This is a genomic window from Streptomyces sp. NPDC006193 (assembly GCF_040613915.1).
Taxonomy (GTDB): Bacteria; Actinomycetota; Actinomycetes; order Streptomycetales; family Streptomycetaceae; genus Streptomyces.
Map to the genome: position 1 here is coordinate 82,700 of NZ_JBEXTB010000020.1, position 16,510 is coordinate 99,209.

Consider the following 16,510-nt stretch of genomic DNA (forward strand, 5'->3'; position numbering starts at 1 on the left):
GCGGTTCACTCGGTGGGGAGGGCCTGCATGGCCTTGATGAAGCCGTCCGTGTCGAGTTGCCCGTCGAAGAACTGCTGGACGGCCTGGCGGATCGGCGTGATGGCGGCCGGCGGGTAGGCCTGGTCCCAGGAGAGCTGGAAGGACTTGGCCCTGGCGACGAGGTCGTACTGGAAGCGGGAGTACTTCGGGCTGGCCGACGTGTCCAGGAACCTCGGCGTGTTCGTGGTGGTGGGCAGGTTGCCGATGGCGAGCTGCGCCTTGACGAACTCGTCGGAGTACATCAGCTTCAGGAACTTCGCGACCGCCTCGGGGTGCCGGGTCTTCTTCAGCACCGAGTAGAAGTTGTTGGTGTTGCCGACGACGTTCGACGGGTCGCCCTTGCCGCCGGGGACGGTCGGGAAGGTGCTGTAGCCGAGGCCCTTGGCGGCGAAGCCCGCGGCGTCCTGCTGCTGCTGGGCGTAGTACCAGGACCCCATCAGCTCGAAGCCGGCCTTGCCCTGGGCCACCAGCGCCGGCGAGGCGCCGTTGGTGTACTTCACCGAGTCGTAGTTCTTCCCGAAGGCGCCGGCGTCGACGAGCTCCTTCAGCATGCCGAGCGCCTTCCTGCTGTCCGCGCTCGCCCAGGCGGCCTTGTCGCCGTCGAGGGCGCGTCGGAACAGCTCGGGGCCGGCGACGCGGTCGTAGACGTACTCGAACCACATGAGCGTCGGCCACTGGTCGCCGCCGCCGAGGGCGATGGGGGTGACGCCCGCGGACTTCAGTCTCCTGACGGCGTCGAGGAGTTGGTCCCAGGTCTCGGGCTGCCGCACGCCCGCCTCGTCGAGCACGGTCTTGTTGTGGAACAGCAGCACCGGCTGCGTGCCGCGCATGGGGATGCCGTAGGGCTTGCCGTCGACGACGGCGCTGTTGTAGACGGACGGCAGGAACTTGTCGTCCAGGTTCGGGTTCTTCTCGACGAAGCCGTCCAGCGGCATGAGCAGCCCGGCCTCGACGAACGGCTGGATGCTGCCGCCGCCCCAGTTGAAGAAGACGTCCGGCGCCTGCGGCGTGTTGATGATCGTCTGCAGCTTCTGCTGGTAGTCGGCGCCGGGAATGGTGTCGAGGACGGCCTTGACGTCCGACGTCCTGTTGAAGGCGTCGATCATCTGTTTCTCGACCTTGTTGCTGGCGTCCCCGTAGACCAGCACATGGATCCTGCCGTCGTTCGAGGTGCCCGCGCCGTTCGAGTCCCCGCAGGCGGCGAGGCTCGCCGCGAGGGCGAGCGTGGCGCCGCAGACCAGCGCTCTGGGCATCCGTGTACGCATGACTGTCCCGTCTTCCGAAAGTTTCGCTGCCTTGGTCGAAAGTACGGCTGGACAGTAGGAGTCACCAGGACAAACGGTCAACGGTCGTGCACGCACGCAGCCAAACCGTTATCCGGCGGCACACGGCCCCGACCGGCCCACCGCTGCCGAAAGTTGCGACAGCACACCCCTGGTCGGGACCAATAACTTTCGAAGAAGTTTCGGAAACAGATGCATTGACCGCCGTTTCGCGCGCGCTCCATACTCTCCAGCAATCAGCCCCTCCCCCGGCAGGGAACCGCTCCCGTCGTGGCGTATGGCGTGGACATGACACATCGAGCTCTCGCCTTCCGCCGTGCTCGCGCGCCCTCGCCGGCCTTCACCCAGGAGGAAGCATGGACATGAACGACGCCCTCTCAGGGCCCATGAACCGCAGGAACTTCCTGACCCGCGCCGGCACCCTGGCCCTGGCCGCGTCCGCGTCCGGGCTGCTGCTGCCCGGCACCGCCCACGCCGCCACCACCATCACCACCAACCAGACCGGCACCCACAACGGCTTCTACTACTCCTTCTGGACCGACGGCGGCGGCTCGGTCTCGATGACCCTCAACAACGGCGGCAACTACAGCACTTCGTGGACGAACTGCGGCAACTTCGTCGCGGGCAAGGGCTGGAGCAACGGCGGGCGCAGGAACGTGCAGTACTCGGGCAGCTTCAACCCGTCCGGCAACGGCTACCTGGCCCTGTACGGCTGGACCTCCAACCCGCTGGTGGAGTACTACATCGTCGACAACTGGGGCAACTACCGGCCCACCGGCACCTACAAGGGCACGGTCACCAGCGACGGCGGAACGTACGACATCTACCAGACGACGCGCTACAACGCCCCCTCCGTCGAAGGCACCCGGACCTTCAACCAGTACTGGAGCGTCCGGCAGTCCAAGCGCACCGGAGGCACCATCACCACGGGCAACCACTTCGACGCCTGGGCCCGCGCCGGCATGCCCCTCGGCAGCTTCAGCTACTACATGATCCTCGCCACCGAGGGTTACCAGAGCAGCGGCTACTCCAACATCACGGTGAGCGGCTGAGCCCTCCCGTCCCCGTCCCTCCCGCCCCCCACCGCGGCCCCGCCCGCCCCGAGGAGGACCCACCCTCATGCGCGCCGCCCCCCGCTCCCTGCTGACCGGACTCGCCGTCGCCGCGACGGCCGTGGCCGGCACCGTCACCTCCGCCGTCGACGCCGCCCCGGCGCACGCCGCCGCCTGCACCGGCTACGTCGGGCTCACCTTCGACGACGGCCCGTCCAACGACCACACCCCGGCCCTGCTCAACGCCCTGAGGCAGAACGGCCTGAGGGCCACGATGTTCAACGAGGGCCAGTTCGCCGCCGCCTACCCGGCCCAGGTCCGGGCCCAGGTGAACGCCGGCATGTGGGTGGGCAACCACAGCTACACCCACCCCCACCTGACCCAGCTGGGCCAGGCGCAGATCGACTCCGAGATCTCCCGCACCCAGCAGGCGATCGCCGCGGCCGGCGGCGGGACGCCGCAGTTGTTCCGCCCGCCGTACGGGGAGACCAACGCCGCCGTCCAGGCGGTGGAGGCCAAGTACGGCCTGCGGCAGATCATCTGGGACGTCGACTCGCAGGACTGGAACGGCGCGAGCACCGACGCGATCGTGCAGGCCGTGTCCCGGCTGTCCAACGGCCAGATCATCCTCATGCACGAGTGGCCGGCCAACACCCTCGCCGCCGTGCCGCGCATCGCCCAGACGCTGGCGGCCAAGGGCCTGTGCGCCGGCCGGATCTCCCCGCAGACCGGCCGCGCGGTGGCCCCCTGACCGCGGGCCCCCGCTGACGCGGCCAGGCGCCCGGGGAGAGTGCCCGGTCCGCGAGAACGGGTCAGGGGTGGTTCCGGATCTCTCCGGAACCACCCCTGACCCGTGCGTTCACGAGTCGGGACGACAGGATTTGAACCTGCGACCCCTTGACCCCCAGTCAAGTGCGCTACCAAGCTGCGCCACGTCCCGTCACGGTTCACCCGGGTGCCCGCGTGATCGTGCGGACAGCACTTTACCCCACGCCCGGGGGTGCGCCGAAAGAAGGCCCCGGCGGAACGGGGCACAATCGCGGTATGACGAACGCCGACGCATCGGACGCCCGGGACCGCGACGGGGCCGGACGGGCCCGCAACGCCCGGCCCCGGGACGGGCTGGGGCGCCCCCTGCCGTACGGCGCCGAGGGCGTCCCCCGGCAGCCCGAGGGAGTGGTGCGGACGCCGCGGGAGACGGTCGCCGAGGCGCAGGCCCTGCTCGCCGCGGGACGGCCGTTCCACGCGCACGAGGTGTTCGAGGACGCCTGGAAGTCGGGCCCGCGGGACGAGCGGGCGCTGTGGCGGGGGCTCGCGCAGCTGGCGGTGGGGCTCACCCACGCGGCCCGCGGGAACGCCGTCGGCGGGGCGCGGCTGCTGCGGCGCGGCGCGGACGCGGTCGAGGAGTGGGAGACCGGGCAGGGCGAGGACCGGCCGTACGGAATGGATCTGCCGGGGCTCGCCCGGTGGGCGCGGGAGCTGGCCGGACGGGTGGAGCAGGGCGCGGCCCCGGTGGACGCCCGGGCCGAGGCGCCCCGGCTGGGCCCTTGACCCGGGCCGGGTCGCGGAGGGGCGCGGAGGCGGTGGACGCGCCGGCCGGGGCGTGCGGCAGACTCGGGGCGTGCGAACCATTCATGTCATCGGTATCGGTGCGGGCGACCCCGAGCAGCTGACCCTGCAGGCGGTCAGGGCGCTGCGGAGCACGGACGTGTTCTTCCTGCTCGACAAGGGCGAGACGAAGAGCGATCTCACCCGGCTCCGCCGGGACATCCTCGACGCGCACCTGCCCGAGGGGTCGTACCGGGTGGTGCGGGCCCGGGACCCGGAGCGCGACCGGAAGGCGGGCGGGGCGGCCTACTCGCCGGCCGTCGGTGACTGGCGCAGCGCCCGCGCCGGGATCTACGAGCGGCTGATCGCCGAGGAGCTGGACGAGGACGGCACCGGCGCCTTCCTGGTGTGGGGCGACCCCGCGCTCTACGACAGCACGCTGGGCATCCTCGAGGAGGTGCTGGAGCGGGGCGCGGTGGAGTTCGCGTACGACGTCGTGCCCGGCATCAGCAGCGTCTCGGCGCTGGCCGCCCGGCACCGCACGGGCCTGAACCGGGTCGCCCGGCCGGTGCAGATCACCACCGGGCGGCGGCTCGCCGATGGCTTCCCGGACGGGGTGGACGACGTGGTCGTGATGCTGGACGCGCACCAGGCGTTCCGGCGGTACGCCGGGGAGGACATGGACATCTACTGGGGCGCCTACATCGGCACGCCGGACGAGATCCTCGTCTCCGGGCCGCTCGCGGAGGCCGCCCCGCGCATCGAGCGGCTGCGGGCCGAGGCCCGGGAGCGCAAGGGCTGGATCATGGACACGTACCTGCTGCGCCGGCGCCCCGCCGAGGACTGACCGCGCCCCGGCGGCCGGCCGCGCCCCGGCACGCGGGGGCGCTCAGGGGGCGCCCGGTGGCGCGGGCTCGCCGAAGCCGAGCCGCCGCAGCACGCCCGCCACGTCCGGCACCGCCGCCACGCCCTCCGGCAGCGGGGGCCGGCGCACCACGACGACGGGCAGTCCGAGGTCGCGCGCGGCCGTCAGTTTCGCGGCCGTCGCCTCCCCGCCGCTGTCCTTCGTCACCAGGACGTCGATGCGGTGGGCGCGCAGCAGCTCCCTCTCCCCGGCGGCCGTGAACGGGCCGCGGGCGAGGATCACCCGAATGTCCGGCGGCAGCGGCGGCTCGGGCGGCTCCACCGACCGGACGACGAAGTGCAGGCCGGACAGGTGGGCGAAGGCCGCGAGACCGAGGCGGCCGGTGCTGAGGAACACCCGGCGGCCGAGGCCGGGCAGGACCTCGGCGGCCCCGGCCAGGGACGGGACGTCGTGCCAGCGGTCACCGGGACCCGGCCGCCAGCCCGGGCGGCGCAGGACGACGGCCGGCACGCCGGTGGCCCGTGCCGCGCGGGCCGCGTTCGCCGTGATCGTCCCGGCGAAGGGGTGGGTGGCGTCCACCAGGGCGTCCACCCGGTGCGTGCGCAGCCAGTCGGCCAGCCCGTCGGGTCCGCCGAAGCCTCCGGTCCGCACCTCGCCGGGCAGCGCCGCGGGGCGGGCGACCCGGCCGGCGAGCGAGGTGGTGACCCGCACCCCGGGCCGTGCGGCGAGGTCGGCGGCGAGGCGGCGGGCCTCGGCGGTGCCGCCGAGGACGAGGACGTGCACGGACATGGGGGTGAGCGTACGAGGTCGTGCGCGGCTCGCCGCCGCCCGGGTCGCCCGGGTCGGACCATGCGCTCCTCGGCGTCCGCGCGTGCCGTCCCGCTCGGGGACGGCAGGTGCCGGCCCCGGACGCTCCGGGACGCCGGCGGCGCCCCGACCACGTCGCGGACTCCTTCGCCGGCCTCCCGGCGCTGCCGGGGCGCTAGGCCGTGTATCGAAAGTGGATCTCGGGCTGTGAATGATCACGTTCATGGGTCGGGGAGATCTCACGGACGAGCAGTGGGCGGTGCTTGAGCCGTTGTTGCCGAAGGGAGCCAGGGCAGGGCGGCCGCCCGTCTGGCCCCGGCGGCGACTGATCGACGGCATACGGTTCCGGGTCCGGACCGGTGTTCCGTGGCGGGAGGTTCCTGTCGAGTACGGACCGTGGAGCCGGGTCTATGACCTGTTCCGCCGGTGGCAGCGAGACGGAACCTGGCACAGGGTCCTCACCCGGCTCCAGTCCCTGGCCGATGCAAAGGGGGCGATCACGTGGGACCTGAGCGTCGACTCCACAGTCTGCCGCGCCCACCAGCACGCGGCCGGGGCCCGCAGGCAGGGCGACCTGCAAAAGGCCCCCCCCGGTGGCGTCTTCATCGAGCCCCGTGATCACGGGCTGGGACGCTCGCGTGGCGGGTTCACTACCAAGCTGCACTTGGCCGTCGAGCAGGGCCAGAAGCCCCTGTCGATCGTGATCACGGCCGGACAGCGCGGGGACTCGCCGCAGTTCGAACCAGTGCTGGACAAGGTCCGAGTACCCCGCCTCGGGCCGGGCCGGCCACGTGTGCGTCCCGATCGAGTGCGTGCTGACAAGGCGTACGCCTCCCGCAGGAACCGTGCCTATCTGCGTCGCCGCGGGATCCGCTGCACCATCCCGGACAAGGTCGACCAGGCACGCAACCGCCAGAAACGCGGCTCCCGCGGCGGTCGGCCGCCGCACTTTGACCCGGCCGACTACCGCCAGCGTCACGCGGTCGAGTGCGGGATCAACCGACTCAAGAGGCACCGCGCCGTCGCCACGCGGTACGACAAGCTCGCCGTCCGCTACGAGGCGACAGTCCTGGTCGCGGCGATCAACGAGTGGCTGTAACCCTTCACTGAAAAGGCATGGGGGTCCACGGCAACGCCTCCCGCCATCCCTGTCGATCGTGAGCCCAGTCCATCATCACCTTGGCGGTCGACTCTTCCGGGCCGAACACTTCATGGAGCCTTGGAACGTGGGCCTGGTAGTGCTTGTCTGCACTGCCTTCACGGTACTCGACCTGGTAGCTGAAGTCGTCGTTCAGGTACACCTGAATGTAGTGCTGATCCACAGGCTCCAGATCGAGTCTTTTCAGGATCACAAACCGGTGCGACAGATTCATCTCAGACAGCAGGTCATGGACAGCCTCCTCGGTCGGATCGTCCACGGTACGACCGCCCGCTTCAACTACACGCAGCACTGGCTTAAGCATGCACGCGACTGTACCGACCCACAGGATTCAGCTGCCCAGCGGTGCACTTCCGCAACAGGCCCTAGCGGAGCAGCAGCTGGAACCCGCCCGCGACGGTGGCCGCGATCACCAGCCGTTCGAAGAGCCGCTGGTCGATGCGGTCCACCGCCCACCTGCCGAACCAGGCGCCGGGCAGGACGAACGCCACGAGCGCGGCGTCCAGCAGCAGCGAACGCCCGTCGATCAGGCCGAGGCCCGCGCTGAACGGCACCTTCGAGACGTTGACGACGAGGAAGAAGAAGGCGGAGGTGCCGAGGAAGCCGAGCTTGCGGAAGCCCGCCGACAGCAGGTACAGCGACATCACGGGGCCGCCCGCGTTGGCCACCATCGTGGTGAACCCGCCCAGGACGCCGTAGAAGCGCGCCTTGACGCGGCCCGCGCGGGTGGGGGCCGCGCCGGGCGGCTGCGGCGCCCCGGCCGTGCGCCGGCGCCATATGGTCACCCCGGCCATCAGCAGCAGGATCGCGCCGATCGAGGTGCGGACGACCCCGTCGCCGGCCCACACCAGGAACAGGGTGCCCGCCGCCACGCCCGCCGCGACGGCCGGGAACAGCCGCCACAGCGTGGGCCAGTGCGCGTGCCGCCGGTAGGTGGCGACGGCGAGGAGGTCGCCGGCGATCAGGAGGGGCAGCAGGGCGCCGGTGGAGGCGCGGGCGGGCAGGACCGCCGCGAAGACGGCGAGGCTGACCGTGTTGGCCCCGCTCACGGCGGTCTTGGAGAAGCCGACGAGCAGGGCTGCGCCGGCGAGCGCGGCGAACCCCCACCCGGAGATGTGCCAGAGGGTCATCGTGTCCATGGAGGAACCGATGCTATGCGCACGCATGCTGGGCGGCCGGAGTGCGCCCCGCCCGCACTGGCCGGCGCCTTCCGCGGACGAGAATGCCGCAGAGGGGTCAGTGCCTTTCGACCAGCACCGCGCTGCCCTGCCCCACTCCGACGCACATGGTCGCCAGGCCGCGCTCCGCGCCCGTGCGCCGCATCCGGTGGAGCAGGGTGGTGAGGATGCGGGCGCCCGAGCAGCCGAGCGGGTGGCCGAGCGCGATCGCGCCGCCGGTGGGGTTCACCAGGTCGGGGTCGATGCCCAACTGGTCGACGCAGGCCAGGGCCTGGGCGGCGAACGCCTCGTTGAACTCGGCCTCCTGGAGGTCGTCGATCTTCCAGCCGGCCCGGGCCAGCGCCTTGCGGGTGGCGGGGACGGGGCCGAGGCCCATCACGTCGGGGTGGACGCCCGCGGAGGCGCCCGCGACGTAGCGCCCGAGGGACTCCAGGCCCAGCTCGTTCAGGGCCTCCTCGCTGACCAGCAGCAGACCGGCCGCTCCGTCGTTCATCGGCGAGGCGTTCCCGGCCGTGACCGTGCCGTCCGCGCGGAAGACCGGCTTGAGCCGGGACAGCTTCTCCAGCGAGGTGTCCTCGCGCACGCACTCGTCCTGCTCGACCACGATGCCGTCCGGCCGCTCGACCGGCAGGATCTCGTCGTCGAAGTGGCCCTTCCTGCGCGCGGCGGCGGCGCGCTGATGGCTGCGCAGCGCGAAGGCGTCCTGGCGTTCGCGGGAGACGCCGTGCCGTGCGGCGACCTCCTCGGCGGTCTCACCCATGGAGAGCAGCCCGTGCAGCTCCTTCATGGCGGGATTGACCAGCCGCCAGCCCAGCCGGGTGTCGTGGGTCTCGATGCGCTGCGGCAGCGCCTCGTCGGGGCGGGGCAGGACGAACGGTGCGCGGCTCATGGACTCGGAGCCGCCCGCGATCACGATGTCGGCCTCGCCCGCGGCGATGGTCCGGGCGGCGGTGGTGACCGCTTCAAGGCCGGAGGCGCACAGCCGGTTGACGGTGGCGCCGGGCACGGAGTCGGGCAGTCCGGCCAGCAGTGCGGCCATGCGGGCGACGTTGCGGTTGTCCTCGCCCGCCTGGTTGGCGGCGCCCCAGTAGACGTCGTCGATGCGGGCGGGGTCGAGCGCGGGCACGTCGGCCACCAGATGGCGGATCACGGTGGCCGCCAGGTCGTCGGGGCGGACGGAGGCGAGGGCTCCGCGCAGCTTGCCGATGGGGGTGCGGCGGGCGGCCGCGAAGTGGACGGGACGCACGGCTGGTACTCCTGACCTACGACACCTGAGACACCTAGGACGCTGTGCACCGGCACCGGACTGCACAGCACCTTAATTAGCACTGCTAGTTTTCGACTATAGACTCCGAGCGGCCCGCTGGGAAGACTCCCCGCCCGTCCGCGGACGAGCCGAGGGCCCGCACGGCGCGCTGCTCCCCGATCGGCAGCCGGCGCGCTGAGCAGCCGGTTTGTCCGCCCGGCGGCGGGGCACCCGCGTTGACGGACGTGACCGCAGACCACCGACGAAAGGGGACCCGCCCACCATGACCGTGGTCAAGAGCACGCTGCCCGAGGAGGCGCTCCGCGTCACCGGGACCGCCCTGCAGGAGACCCTGGTCGACCTGCTCGGACTGTCGCTGATCGGCAAGCAGGCGCACTGGAACGTCGTCGGCCCGCGGTTCCGGTCGATCCACCTCCAGCTGGACGAGGTGGTCGCCGCCGCCCGGGCCCACTCGGACACGGTCGCCGAGCGTGCCGCCGCGCTGGGCGTGCCGCCGGACGGCCGTCCGGAGACCGTCGCGGCGTCCTTCGCGCTGCCCGGCGCCAAGGACGGCTGGCTGCGCGACACCGAGGCCGTGGAGCTGATGGTGTCGGCGCTGGAGGCGGCCATCGGCCGGCTGCGCGAGCGGATCGGGGCGACCGAGAAGGCCGACCCGGTCACCCAGGACCTGCTGATCGCCGTCACCGCCGACCTGGAGAAGCAGCGCTGGATGTTCGAGGCGGAGAACCACCCGCACGACGACGCGTCCCGCTAGCGCATCCGGTCCCGCACGGAAGGGGAGACCCGTGGCCGACACCCTGGAACTCGACGCGCTGTGGGAGGACTTCCACCGCGTGGTCAACATGACCTCCGCGGAACTCGCGGCCTGGCTGAGGGTCCGGGACGCCGACGAGGAGACGGAGGCCCTGCCGGAGGAGTCCGGCACGCCCACCGGGCGGCATGTCCTGGCGATCCTGCAGAAGCGCCGTACCGACCTCACCGACGACGACCTCCGGGTGATGCGGAAGGTCGTCGACACGGTCGGTGAACTGGCGGACCTGGAGAACGAGCCGCAGCCGGTCAGCACGCCGGAGGACACCCGCCGCCGGCACCGGCTGATGACGCTGGGCCACGACCCGCTCAAGCCGTAGGACCGCGCACCGCGAGGAGCGGGGCACGGCGTCCGGGCGCGACCCGCCCGGGGACGAGCACGCGGGCGTTCCGCGGCCGACGCACCGGCCGCGGGACGCCCGCCGTCGTGAGCGGGCCGGCGGCGCCCGGCCGGCCGCGCGGACCGCAGTGCCGCAGCGTCGGCCGGCGCCGCCGGGCGGGTGGCCGAAACGCCCTGCGCGCGCACCGCATGATCGTGTCAGACTGCTCCCCGTACGTCCCGGAGCGACCACCGGGGCCGGACGGGCGAGGAGCGGGTACGTGACGGGGACCGGGCCGGGCATGCAGCACATCGACACCACGCGGCCGCACCCGGCCCGGGTGTACGACTGGTTCCTCGGCGGCAAGGACAACTATCCGGTCGACGAGGAACTCGGCCGCGCGATCACGGCGATCGACGGCAGCGCCCCGCGCGCCGCCCTGGCGAACCGCGCGTTCATGCGCCGGGCCACGTGCGCGGTGGCCGAGGAGGCGGGGATCCGCCAGTTCCTGGACATCGGCACCGGCATTCCGACCGAGCCGAACCTGCACCAGATCGCCCAGTCCGTCGCCCCCGACGCGCGGGTGGTCTACGTCGACAACGACCCCATCGTGCTGGCCCACGCGAACGCGCTGCTGCACGGCACCCGCGAGGGCGTCACGGAGTACGTGCAGGCGGACGCCCGCGATCCGCGGGCCATCCTCGAACAGGCCGCCGAAGTCCTCGACTTCGGCCGCCCGGTGGCCCTGTCCCTCATCGCCCTGCTCCACTTCGTCGCCGACGAGGACGGCGCCCACGACCTGGTGGCCACCCTCGTCGACGCGCTGGCGCCGGGCAGCTGCCTGGTGCTGTCCACCCTGACCGCGGACCTCGAACCGGAGAACGTCGAGAAGGGCATCGCGGCCTACGCGGCCGGCGGAGTGACCCTGGTGGCCCGCTCGCACGCCGAAGTGGGCGCGTTCTTCGCGGGACTTGAGCTGCTGGAGCCCGGCATCGTCCCCGTGACGCGATGGCGGCCCGGGGGCGAGCCGGAGGCCCCGGTCTCGCTGTACGGCGGGGTCGCGCGCAAGCCCTGACACGGCCACCGGCGCCGCCGGCCCGTGCGGCGGACGCACGCCCCGGCCCGGGTCACAGCCCGAGCACCCGCGCGATGGTCCGCACCACCCCGTCGTCGTTGTTGGACGGGGCCAGCCGGCGGGCCCGGCGGATCACCTCGGGGTGGGCGCCCGCCACGGCGAAGGACCACTCGGCGGCGTCCAGCATCTCCAGGTCGTTGAGGTAGTCCCCGAACACCATGGTCTGCGCCGGTGTGACGCCGAGGGACCGCTGCAGGCCGCGCAGGGCGGCGCCTTTGTTCGCGGTGCGGTTCATGACGTCCACCCAGTGCTCGCCCGAGACGACGACCCGGTGCGTGCCCGCGAACTCCGCCAGGGCCGGGGCGGTGGTGTGCTCGGCGGACCCGAAGTCGAACAGCGCCACCTTGAGCACGTCGTCCTCGACCGCCGTGACGTCCGCCACGATCCGGTGCTCGACGTAGTACCTGCGCACCTCCTCCAGGAACGCCTCGTCGGTCCGCTCGACGTACGCCGCCCGCTTGCCGCAGACGACCGCGCCGACGTCCGCGCCGTGAGCGACCAGCCGCCGTGCCGTGCGGGCGATGGCCGCGGCGGCGGACCGGTCCAGCGGGTCGCAGCTCAGCTCCACGCCGTCGCGGACCACGTACGCGCCGTTCTCCGCGATGAACACCATGCCCTCGGCGACCTCGGCGAACTGCCGGGCCAGCGTCGCGTACTGGCGGCCGCTCGCCGGGCCGAACAGCACCCCGCGGCGGCGCAGTTCGGCGAGCACCGGCCACAGCCCGTCGGATATCCGCTTGGCGTCGTCCAGCAGCGTGCCGTCCATGTCGGTGACGATCAGCCGGATGTCCGCCGGGCCCGCGGGCGGTCCGGACGAGTCGAGGAGGGGCGCGGGCGTGGTGGACATGTCCTTCTTCCGGTCGGGGTCGGGATACCGGTCCAGTGTTCCTCATGGCGACAGGCGCGCCCGCAGCCGCACGGGCCGTGCCCGCGCCCGCCGGTGACGCCCGCTTCCCAGGACAGCACGATCGCCGGGCGGCACAATGGCGGCGGAGACCCGCACGGGAGAAGGGCGGACATGTGAGCGAGGGCCACTCCCCGGCCGCAGGGCCGGCGCGCCTGAACACCTCCGTGGCGCACAACGCGCGCGTCTGGAACTACTGGATCGGCGGCAAGGACCACTACGAGGTCGACCAGCGGGTCGGCGAGCACGTCGCCGGGATGTTCCCCGTGATCCGCGCCGTGGCCCGCGCCGACCGCGCCTTCCTGGGGCGGGCGGTGCGCTTCCTGGCCGCCGAGCGGGGGATCCGGCAGTACCTCGACATCGGCACGGGCCTGCCGACGGTCGACAACACCCACGAGATCGCGCAGCGCATCGCCCCCGAGTCGCGGATCGTGTACGTCGACAACGACCCGATCGTGCTCGTCCACGCCCGCTCGCTGCTCACCAGCTCCCCCGAGGGCGTCACGGACTACATCGACGCCGACGTGCACGACCCGGAGGGCATCGTCCAGCGCGCCGCGGACACCCTGGACCTGACCCGGCCGGTCGCGGTGATGATGCTGGGCATCCTCAACTTCGTGCTGGACACCGGGGAGGCCCGGGACATCGTGCGGCGGCTGCTGGACGCGGTGCCCTCCGGCAGCCACCTGGTGCTGACCCACCCGACGTACGACGGGGACGTGGGCGGCGAGGGCAACGTGGCCGCCATGGAGTTCTGGAACGCCCACGCCACCCCGCCGATCACCGCCCGCAGCCGCGCGGAGATCGCCGCGTTCCTGGACGGTCTGGAACCGGTCGAGCCGGGCCTGGTGCCCTGCTCGCAGTGGCGCGCGGGGCCGGCGCCGGCCGCCCCGGTGCCGCAGTTCGGCGCGGTGGCCGTGAAACCCTGACCGCGGGCGCACCGGCCGGGGCCCGCCGAGGAGGACGCATGACGACGTACGCCGACCCCGTGCCCGGCGGACGCCCCGGCGATCTGCGCCGGGCCGCCGCGCTCACCGCCGGCCTGGCCGCGCGGGGCGTGCGCGGCATCGTGCTGGGTTGCGTCGACACGGCGGGCGTCGGCCGGGTGAAGACGATCCCGACGGCCCGGCTGGAGGCGGCCGTGTCCTGGGGGATCGGCATGTCCCCGGTGTTCGACACCTTCCTCGCCAAGGACGCGATCGTCACCACCGACGTCCTCGGCTCCCCCGACGGCGACCTGCGGCTCTACCCGGACCTGGACCCGCTGGTCGCGCTGGCCGGACAGCCCGGCTGGGCGTGGGCGCCGGTCGACCGGATCACCCAGGTAGGCGACCGGCATCCCGGATGCAGCCGCACCTTCCTGCGCCGGATCGTCACCGACGCCGCGCAGCGGCCGGGCCTCGCCGGTCTGCTGCAGGACCGGGTGGCGGCCGACGAGATGAGCCCGGCCGGCGCCCTGCGCATCGCGGTCCGGGCGGGCCGTGACAACGCGCGCCGGGTGTACGGGCCGTCCCTGTACGAACCGGCCCGTGAACCCAGCGGGCGCCCCGCCCGGAAAGTATGATCAAGCAATGTCTGACATGACCGAGACCACGCCCGGCTGGCTGACCACGGACGAGCTGGAGATGGCCAGGGCCCGTATGCCGATCCTGTACGTCGAGGCCGTGCCCGTGCGCGTGGACGACAGCGGCGAAGTCACCAGCATCGGACTGCTGCTGCGCATCGGCCCGGACGGAACGGTCAGCAGGACCCTCGTCTCCGGCCGGGTCCTGCACCACGAGCGGGTCCGCGACGCGCTGCTGCGCCATCTGGAGAAGGACCTCGGCCCGGTCGCCCTGCCCCGCGTCCCCGCCTCCCTGCAGCCCTTCACGGTCGCCGAGTACTTCCCCACGGCGGGCGTCACGCCGTACCACGACCCGCGCCAGCACGCCGTGTCCCTGGCCTACATCGTCCCGGTGACCGGTGACTGCCGGCCCCGCCAGGACGCGCTGGACCTGGTCTGGTTCAGCCCCCGGGAAGCCGCCTCCCCCGCCGTGCAGAACGAGATGCCCGGCGGTCACGGGGTCCTGCTGAAGCAGGCGCTCGCCCACGTCGGCCTGGCGTACTGACGCCCGCCGGCAGCCGCCGGAACAACCGGAAGGCGGCTTCGGATCGCTCCGAAGCCGCCTTCCGATCTGCGACTCCCATCAGTCGGGACGACAGGATTTGAACCTGCGACCCCTTGACCCCCAGTCAAGTGCGCTACCAAGCTGCGCCACGTCCCGGTGCCGTTTGACCTGGGGTTTCCCCGGCCGAACGCGCAGAGAAACAATACCGCACTCGGCTCGGTGGTCGCGCGCCACTTCTCCCGTTGACCTCAAGCATGGTCGAGGTTGCAGGATCGCTGCATGACCATCTCAGAGACGATCTCAGCGGACGGAAGCCGTGTGCACGGCTACGACGACCTGCCCCGCCTGATGGCGCTGATGACCGGCGACGAGAAGCACGGCCCGGCGGCCACGTCCACCCTCGACGTCCTGTGGGTGCTCTACGACCGGGTGCTCCGGGTCGGTCCCGAGCGGCTCCACGACCCGGCCCGGGACCGCTTCCTGCTGAGCAAGGGCCACGGACCCATGGCGTACTACGCGGTGCTGGCCGCCAAGGGGTTCCTGCCCGTCGACTGGCTGCCGGGCTTCGGCTCGTACGACTCCCCGCTCGGGCACCACCCGGACCGAATGCTGGTGCCGGGCGCCGAGATCGGCAGCGGATCGCTCGGGCACGGGCTGCCGATCGCCGTGGGCACCGCGCTGGGCCTGCGGGCACAGGGCCGGCCCGACCCCGCGGTCTGGGTGCTGATCGGGGACGCCGAACTGGACGAGGGCAGCAACCACGAGGCGATCGCCTTCGCCGGGCCCGCCGGACTGGACCGGCTGCACACCGTGGTGATCGACAACTCCTCGGCCAGCCATGCGCTGCCCGGCGGGATCGCCGCCCGGTTCGAGGCCGCGGGCTGGTCCGCGGTGACGGTCGACGGGCGCGACCACGAGGCGCTGTACGCCGCGTTCACCGCGCCGCATCCGGGCCGGCCGCACGTCGTCGTGGCCCGCGTCGAACCGAAGAACGCCTGATCACGGGAAAGGGGCCCTGTGATGGACACCATGCGTGACCGTTTCGCACCCGTCGTCTCCCGGCTGCTGGACGAGGACCCGCGGGTCGCCGTCGTCCTCGCCGAGATCGGCGTCGACGGCTTCCGGGAGGCCATGCGCCGGCATCCCGACCGGGTGATCAACGTCGGCATCCGTGAGCAGCTGCTGGTGGGGGCCGCGGCGGGGCTGGCGCTCACCGGGCTGCGGCCGGTCGTGCACACCTTCGCCAGCTTCCTCGTGGAGCGGCCGTTCGAGCAGGTCAAACTGGACTTCGGGCACCAGGACACGGGCGCGGTGCTGGTGAGCGCCGCCGCCTCCTTCGACTGGCCGGCCGGGGGCTTCACCCACATGGCCCCGGGCGACGTGGCCCTCCTCGACACGCTGGACGGCTGGACCGTGCACGTGCCCGGGCATCCCGACGAGGCCGAGACACTGCTGCGCCACGCGGTCGCCGCGGGCGACGACCGGGTGTACGTGCGGCTGTCCGTGCAGTCCAACCGGCGGGGCCGGGCGGTCGACGGGCACCGCTTCCTCACGGTGCGTGAGGGCCGTTCCGGTGTCGTCGTCGCCGTGGGGCCGATGCTGGACGCGGCCCTGGCCGCCACCGAGGGCCTGGACCTGACCGTGCTGTACGCGACGACCGTACGGCCGTTCGACGCGGGCGGGCTGCGCCGGGCCACGCAGGCCGCGGGCACGGACGTCGTGCTGGTCGAGCCCTATCTCGCGGGGACGTCGACGGCCGCGGTGAGCGAGGCGCTGTCCGATGTGCCGCACCGGGTGCTCGGCCTCGGCGTCGGCCGCCGCGAGCTGCGCCGCTACGGCACGATCGAGGAGCACCTGACCGCGCACGGCCTGGACCCGGCGAGCCTGCGGGACCGCATCGCGGGCTTCCTGTCCCCGGACCGGTCCGCCCCGCGCAGCTGAGCGGGGCGGGGGCTCACGGGCGTCGGCGCGGGCGTCGGAGCCACCGTCGGCGCGGGCGGCGAAGAGCAGCGCGACGCCGTGTGACCGCACGCCC

The 16,510-nt window shown here is 72.8% G+C and carries 17 protein-coding genes, 2 tRNA genes and 2 pseudogenes; 13 read left to right on the forward strand and 8 right to left on the reverse strand.

Translation table 11 applies throughout. The features are described from left to right. Positions 1–5 precede the first annotated feature (5 nt). A complete protein-coding gene (locus tag ABZ261_RS19340) occupies positions 6–1,292 on the reverse strand; it encodes an extracellular solute-binding protein (protein ID WP_356860660.1) in 1,287 nt (428 codons plus the stop codon). Positions 1,293–1,678: 386 nt separating this feature from the next. Between ABZ261_RS19340 and ABZ261_RS19345 the strand changes: the two genes are divergently transcribed. Together ABZ261_RS19345 and ABZ261_RS19350 are read left to right on the forward strand one after the other, a co-directional pair. Then, on the forward strand, positions 1,679–2,374 hold the full coding sequence (locus ABZ261_RS19345) for a glycoside hydrolase family 11 protein (protein WP_356860662.1): 696 nt from the start codon (positions 1,679–1,681) through the stop codon (positions 2,372–2,374). A 67-nt stretch (positions 2,375–2,441) separates the two neighbouring features. Then, positions 2,442–3,122, forward strand: a pseudogene (locus ABZ261_RS19350) (polysaccharide deacetylase family protein); the annotation flags it as partial. A gap of 118 nt (positions 3,123–3,240) precedes the next feature. Here the strand turns inward: ABZ261_RS19350 and ABZ261_RS19355 are convergent. Next, positions 3,241–3,314 (reverse strand) — tRNA-Pro (locus ABZ261_RS19355). Between the two features lie 104 nt (positions 3,315–3,418). Between ABZ261_RS19355 and ABZ261_RS19360 the strand changes: the two genes are divergently transcribed. Next, positions 3,419–3,925 (forward strand): DUF309 domain-containing protein, encoded by a 507-nt coding sequence (locus tag ABZ261_RS19360; protein WP_356860664.1) that lies wholly within the window; start codon positions 3,419–3,421, stop codon positions 3,923–3,925. A gap of 70 nt (positions 3,926–3,995) precedes the next feature. After that, positions 3,996–4,769, forward strand: a complete 774-nt coding sequence (cobF, locus tag ABZ261_RS19365) for a precorrin-6A synthase (deacetylating) (RefSeq protein ID WP_356860666.1) — start codon at positions 3,996–3,998, stop codon at positions 4,767–4,769. A gap of 42 nt (positions 4,770–4,811) precedes the next feature. On the opposite strand, the gene ABZ261_RS19370 is transcribed toward cobF, so the two are convergent. Next, the gene (locus ABZ261_RS19370) at positions 4,812–5,576 is read right to left on the reverse strand and encodes a cobalt-precorrin-6A reductase (protein WP_356860668.1); all 765 of its coding nucleotides are present in this window, start codon (positions 5,574–5,576) and stop codon (positions 4,812–4,814) included. Between the two features lie 241 nt (positions 5,577–5,817). Between ABZ261_RS19370 and ABZ261_RS19375 the strand changes: the two genes are divergently transcribed. Then, positions 5,818–6,693: an IS5 family transposase gene (locus tag ABZ261_RS19375; protein ID WP_356860731.1), complete on the forward strand. Its 876-nt coding sequence runs from the start codon at positions 5,818–5,820 to the stop codon at positions 6,691–6,693. A 4-nt stretch (positions 6,694–6,697) separates the two neighbouring features. On the opposite strand, the gene ABZ261_RS19380 is transcribed toward ABZ261_RS19375, so the two are convergent. The 3 genes from ABZ261_RS19380 to ABZ261_RS19390 all read right to left on the reverse strand — a co-directional run bounded on the left by ABZ261_RS19380 (position 6,698) and on the right by ABZ261_RS19390 (position 9,177). After that, positions 6,698–7,057 carry a hypothetical protein gene (locus ABZ261_RS19380; RefSeq protein ID WP_229869656.1) on the reverse strand — a complete coding sequence of 120 codons (360 nt, stop codon included), beginning with the start codon at positions 7,055–7,057 and terminating at the stop codon, positions 6,698–6,700. Between the two features lie 61 nt (positions 7,058–7,118). Beyond that, a complete protein-coding gene (locus ABZ261_RS19385; protein WP_356860670.1) occupies positions 7,119–7,892 on the reverse strand; it encodes a sulfite exporter TauE/SafE family protein in 774 nt (257 codons plus the stop codon). Positions 7,893–7,989: 97 nt separating this feature from the next. After that, positions 7,990–9,177, reverse strand: coding sequence for a thiolase family protein (locus tag ABZ261_RS19390; RefSeq protein ID WP_356860672.1), 1,188 nt, complete (start codon positions 9,175–9,177; stop codon positions 7,990–7,992). 283 nt (positions 9,178–9,460) lie between these two features. Here ABZ261_RS19390 and ABZ261_RS19395 point away from each other — a divergent pair, with 283 nt between their 5' ends. The 3 genes from ABZ261_RS19395 (at position 9,461) to ABZ261_RS19405 (ending at position 11,403) form a co-directional block, all read left to right on the forward strand. Next, positions 9,461–9,952 carry a DNA starvation/stationary phase protection protein gene (locus tag ABZ261_RS19395; RefSeq protein WP_356860674.1) on the forward strand — a complete coding sequence of 164 codons (492 nt, stop codon included), beginning with the start codon at positions 9,461–9,463 and terminating at the stop codon, positions 9,950–9,952. Positions 9,953–9,983: 31 nt separating this feature from the next. After that, positions 9,984–10,328: a DUF3140 domain-containing protein gene (locus ABZ261_RS19400; RefSeq protein ID WP_356860676.1), complete on the forward strand. Its 345-nt coding sequence runs from the start codon at positions 9,984–9,986 to the stop codon at positions 10,326–10,328. A 280-nt stretch (positions 10,329–10,608) separates the two neighbouring features. Further along, positions 10,609–11,403 carry an SAM-dependent methyltransferase gene (locus ABZ261_RS19405; protein WP_356860678.1) on the forward strand — a complete coding sequence of 265 codons (795 nt, stop codon included), beginning with the start codon at positions 10,609–10,611 and terminating at the stop codon, positions 11,401–11,403. A gap of 52 nt (positions 11,404–11,455) precedes the next feature. Here ABZ261_RS19405 and ABZ261_RS19410 read toward each other — a convergent pair whose 3' ends face one another. Next, positions 11,456–12,310, reverse strand: coding sequence for a Cof-type HAD-IIB family hydrolase (locus tag ABZ261_RS19410; RefSeq protein WP_356860680.1), 855 nt, complete (start codon positions 12,308–12,310; stop codon positions 11,456–11,458). A 173-nt stretch (positions 12,311–12,483) separates the two neighbouring features. On the opposite strand from ABZ261_RS19410, the gene ABZ261_RS19415 reads away from it, so the two are divergent. The 3 genes and pseudogenes from ABZ261_RS19415 (at position 12,484) to ABZ261_RS19425 (ending at position 14,475) form a co-directional block, all read left to right on the forward strand. Further along, entirely contained in the window at positions 12,484–13,296 is an 813-nt protein-coding gene (locus ABZ261_RS19415; protein WP_356860682.1) for an SAM-dependent methyltransferase, read from the forward strand. A gap of 38 nt (positions 13,297–13,334) precedes the next feature. After that, positions 13,335–13,769: pseudogene (locus ABZ261_RS19420) on the forward strand (glutamine synthetase); the annotation flags it as partial. Between the two features lie 169 nt (positions 13,770–13,938). Next, positions 13,939–14,475 (forward strand): NUDIX hydrolase family protein, encoded by a 537-nt coding sequence (locus tag ABZ261_RS19425; protein ID WP_356860684.1) that lies wholly within the window; start codon positions 13,939–13,941, stop codon positions 14,473–14,475. A gap of 82 nt (positions 14,476–14,557) precedes the next feature. On the opposite strand, the gene ABZ261_RS19430 is transcribed toward ABZ261_RS19425, so the two are convergent. Next, positions 14,558–14,631 (reverse strand) — tRNA-Pro (locus ABZ261_RS19430). Between the two features lie 123 nt (positions 14,632–14,754). Between ABZ261_RS19430 and ABZ261_RS19435 the strand changes: the two genes are divergently transcribed. Together ABZ261_RS19435 and ABZ261_RS19440 are read left to right on the forward strand one after the other, a co-directional pair. Next, positions 14,755–15,474: a transketolase gene (locus tag ABZ261_RS19435; RefSeq protein ID WP_356860686.1), complete on the forward strand. Its 720-nt coding sequence runs from the start codon at positions 14,755–14,757 to the stop codon at positions 15,472–15,474. Positions 15,475–15,495: 21 nt separating this feature from the next. Next, positions 15,496–16,416, forward strand: a complete 921-nt coding sequence (locus ABZ261_RS19440; RefSeq protein WP_356860688.1) for a transketolase C-terminal domain-containing protein — start codon at positions 15,496–15,498, stop codon at positions 16,414–16,416. Positions 16,417–16,510: the final 94 nt, after the last annotated feature.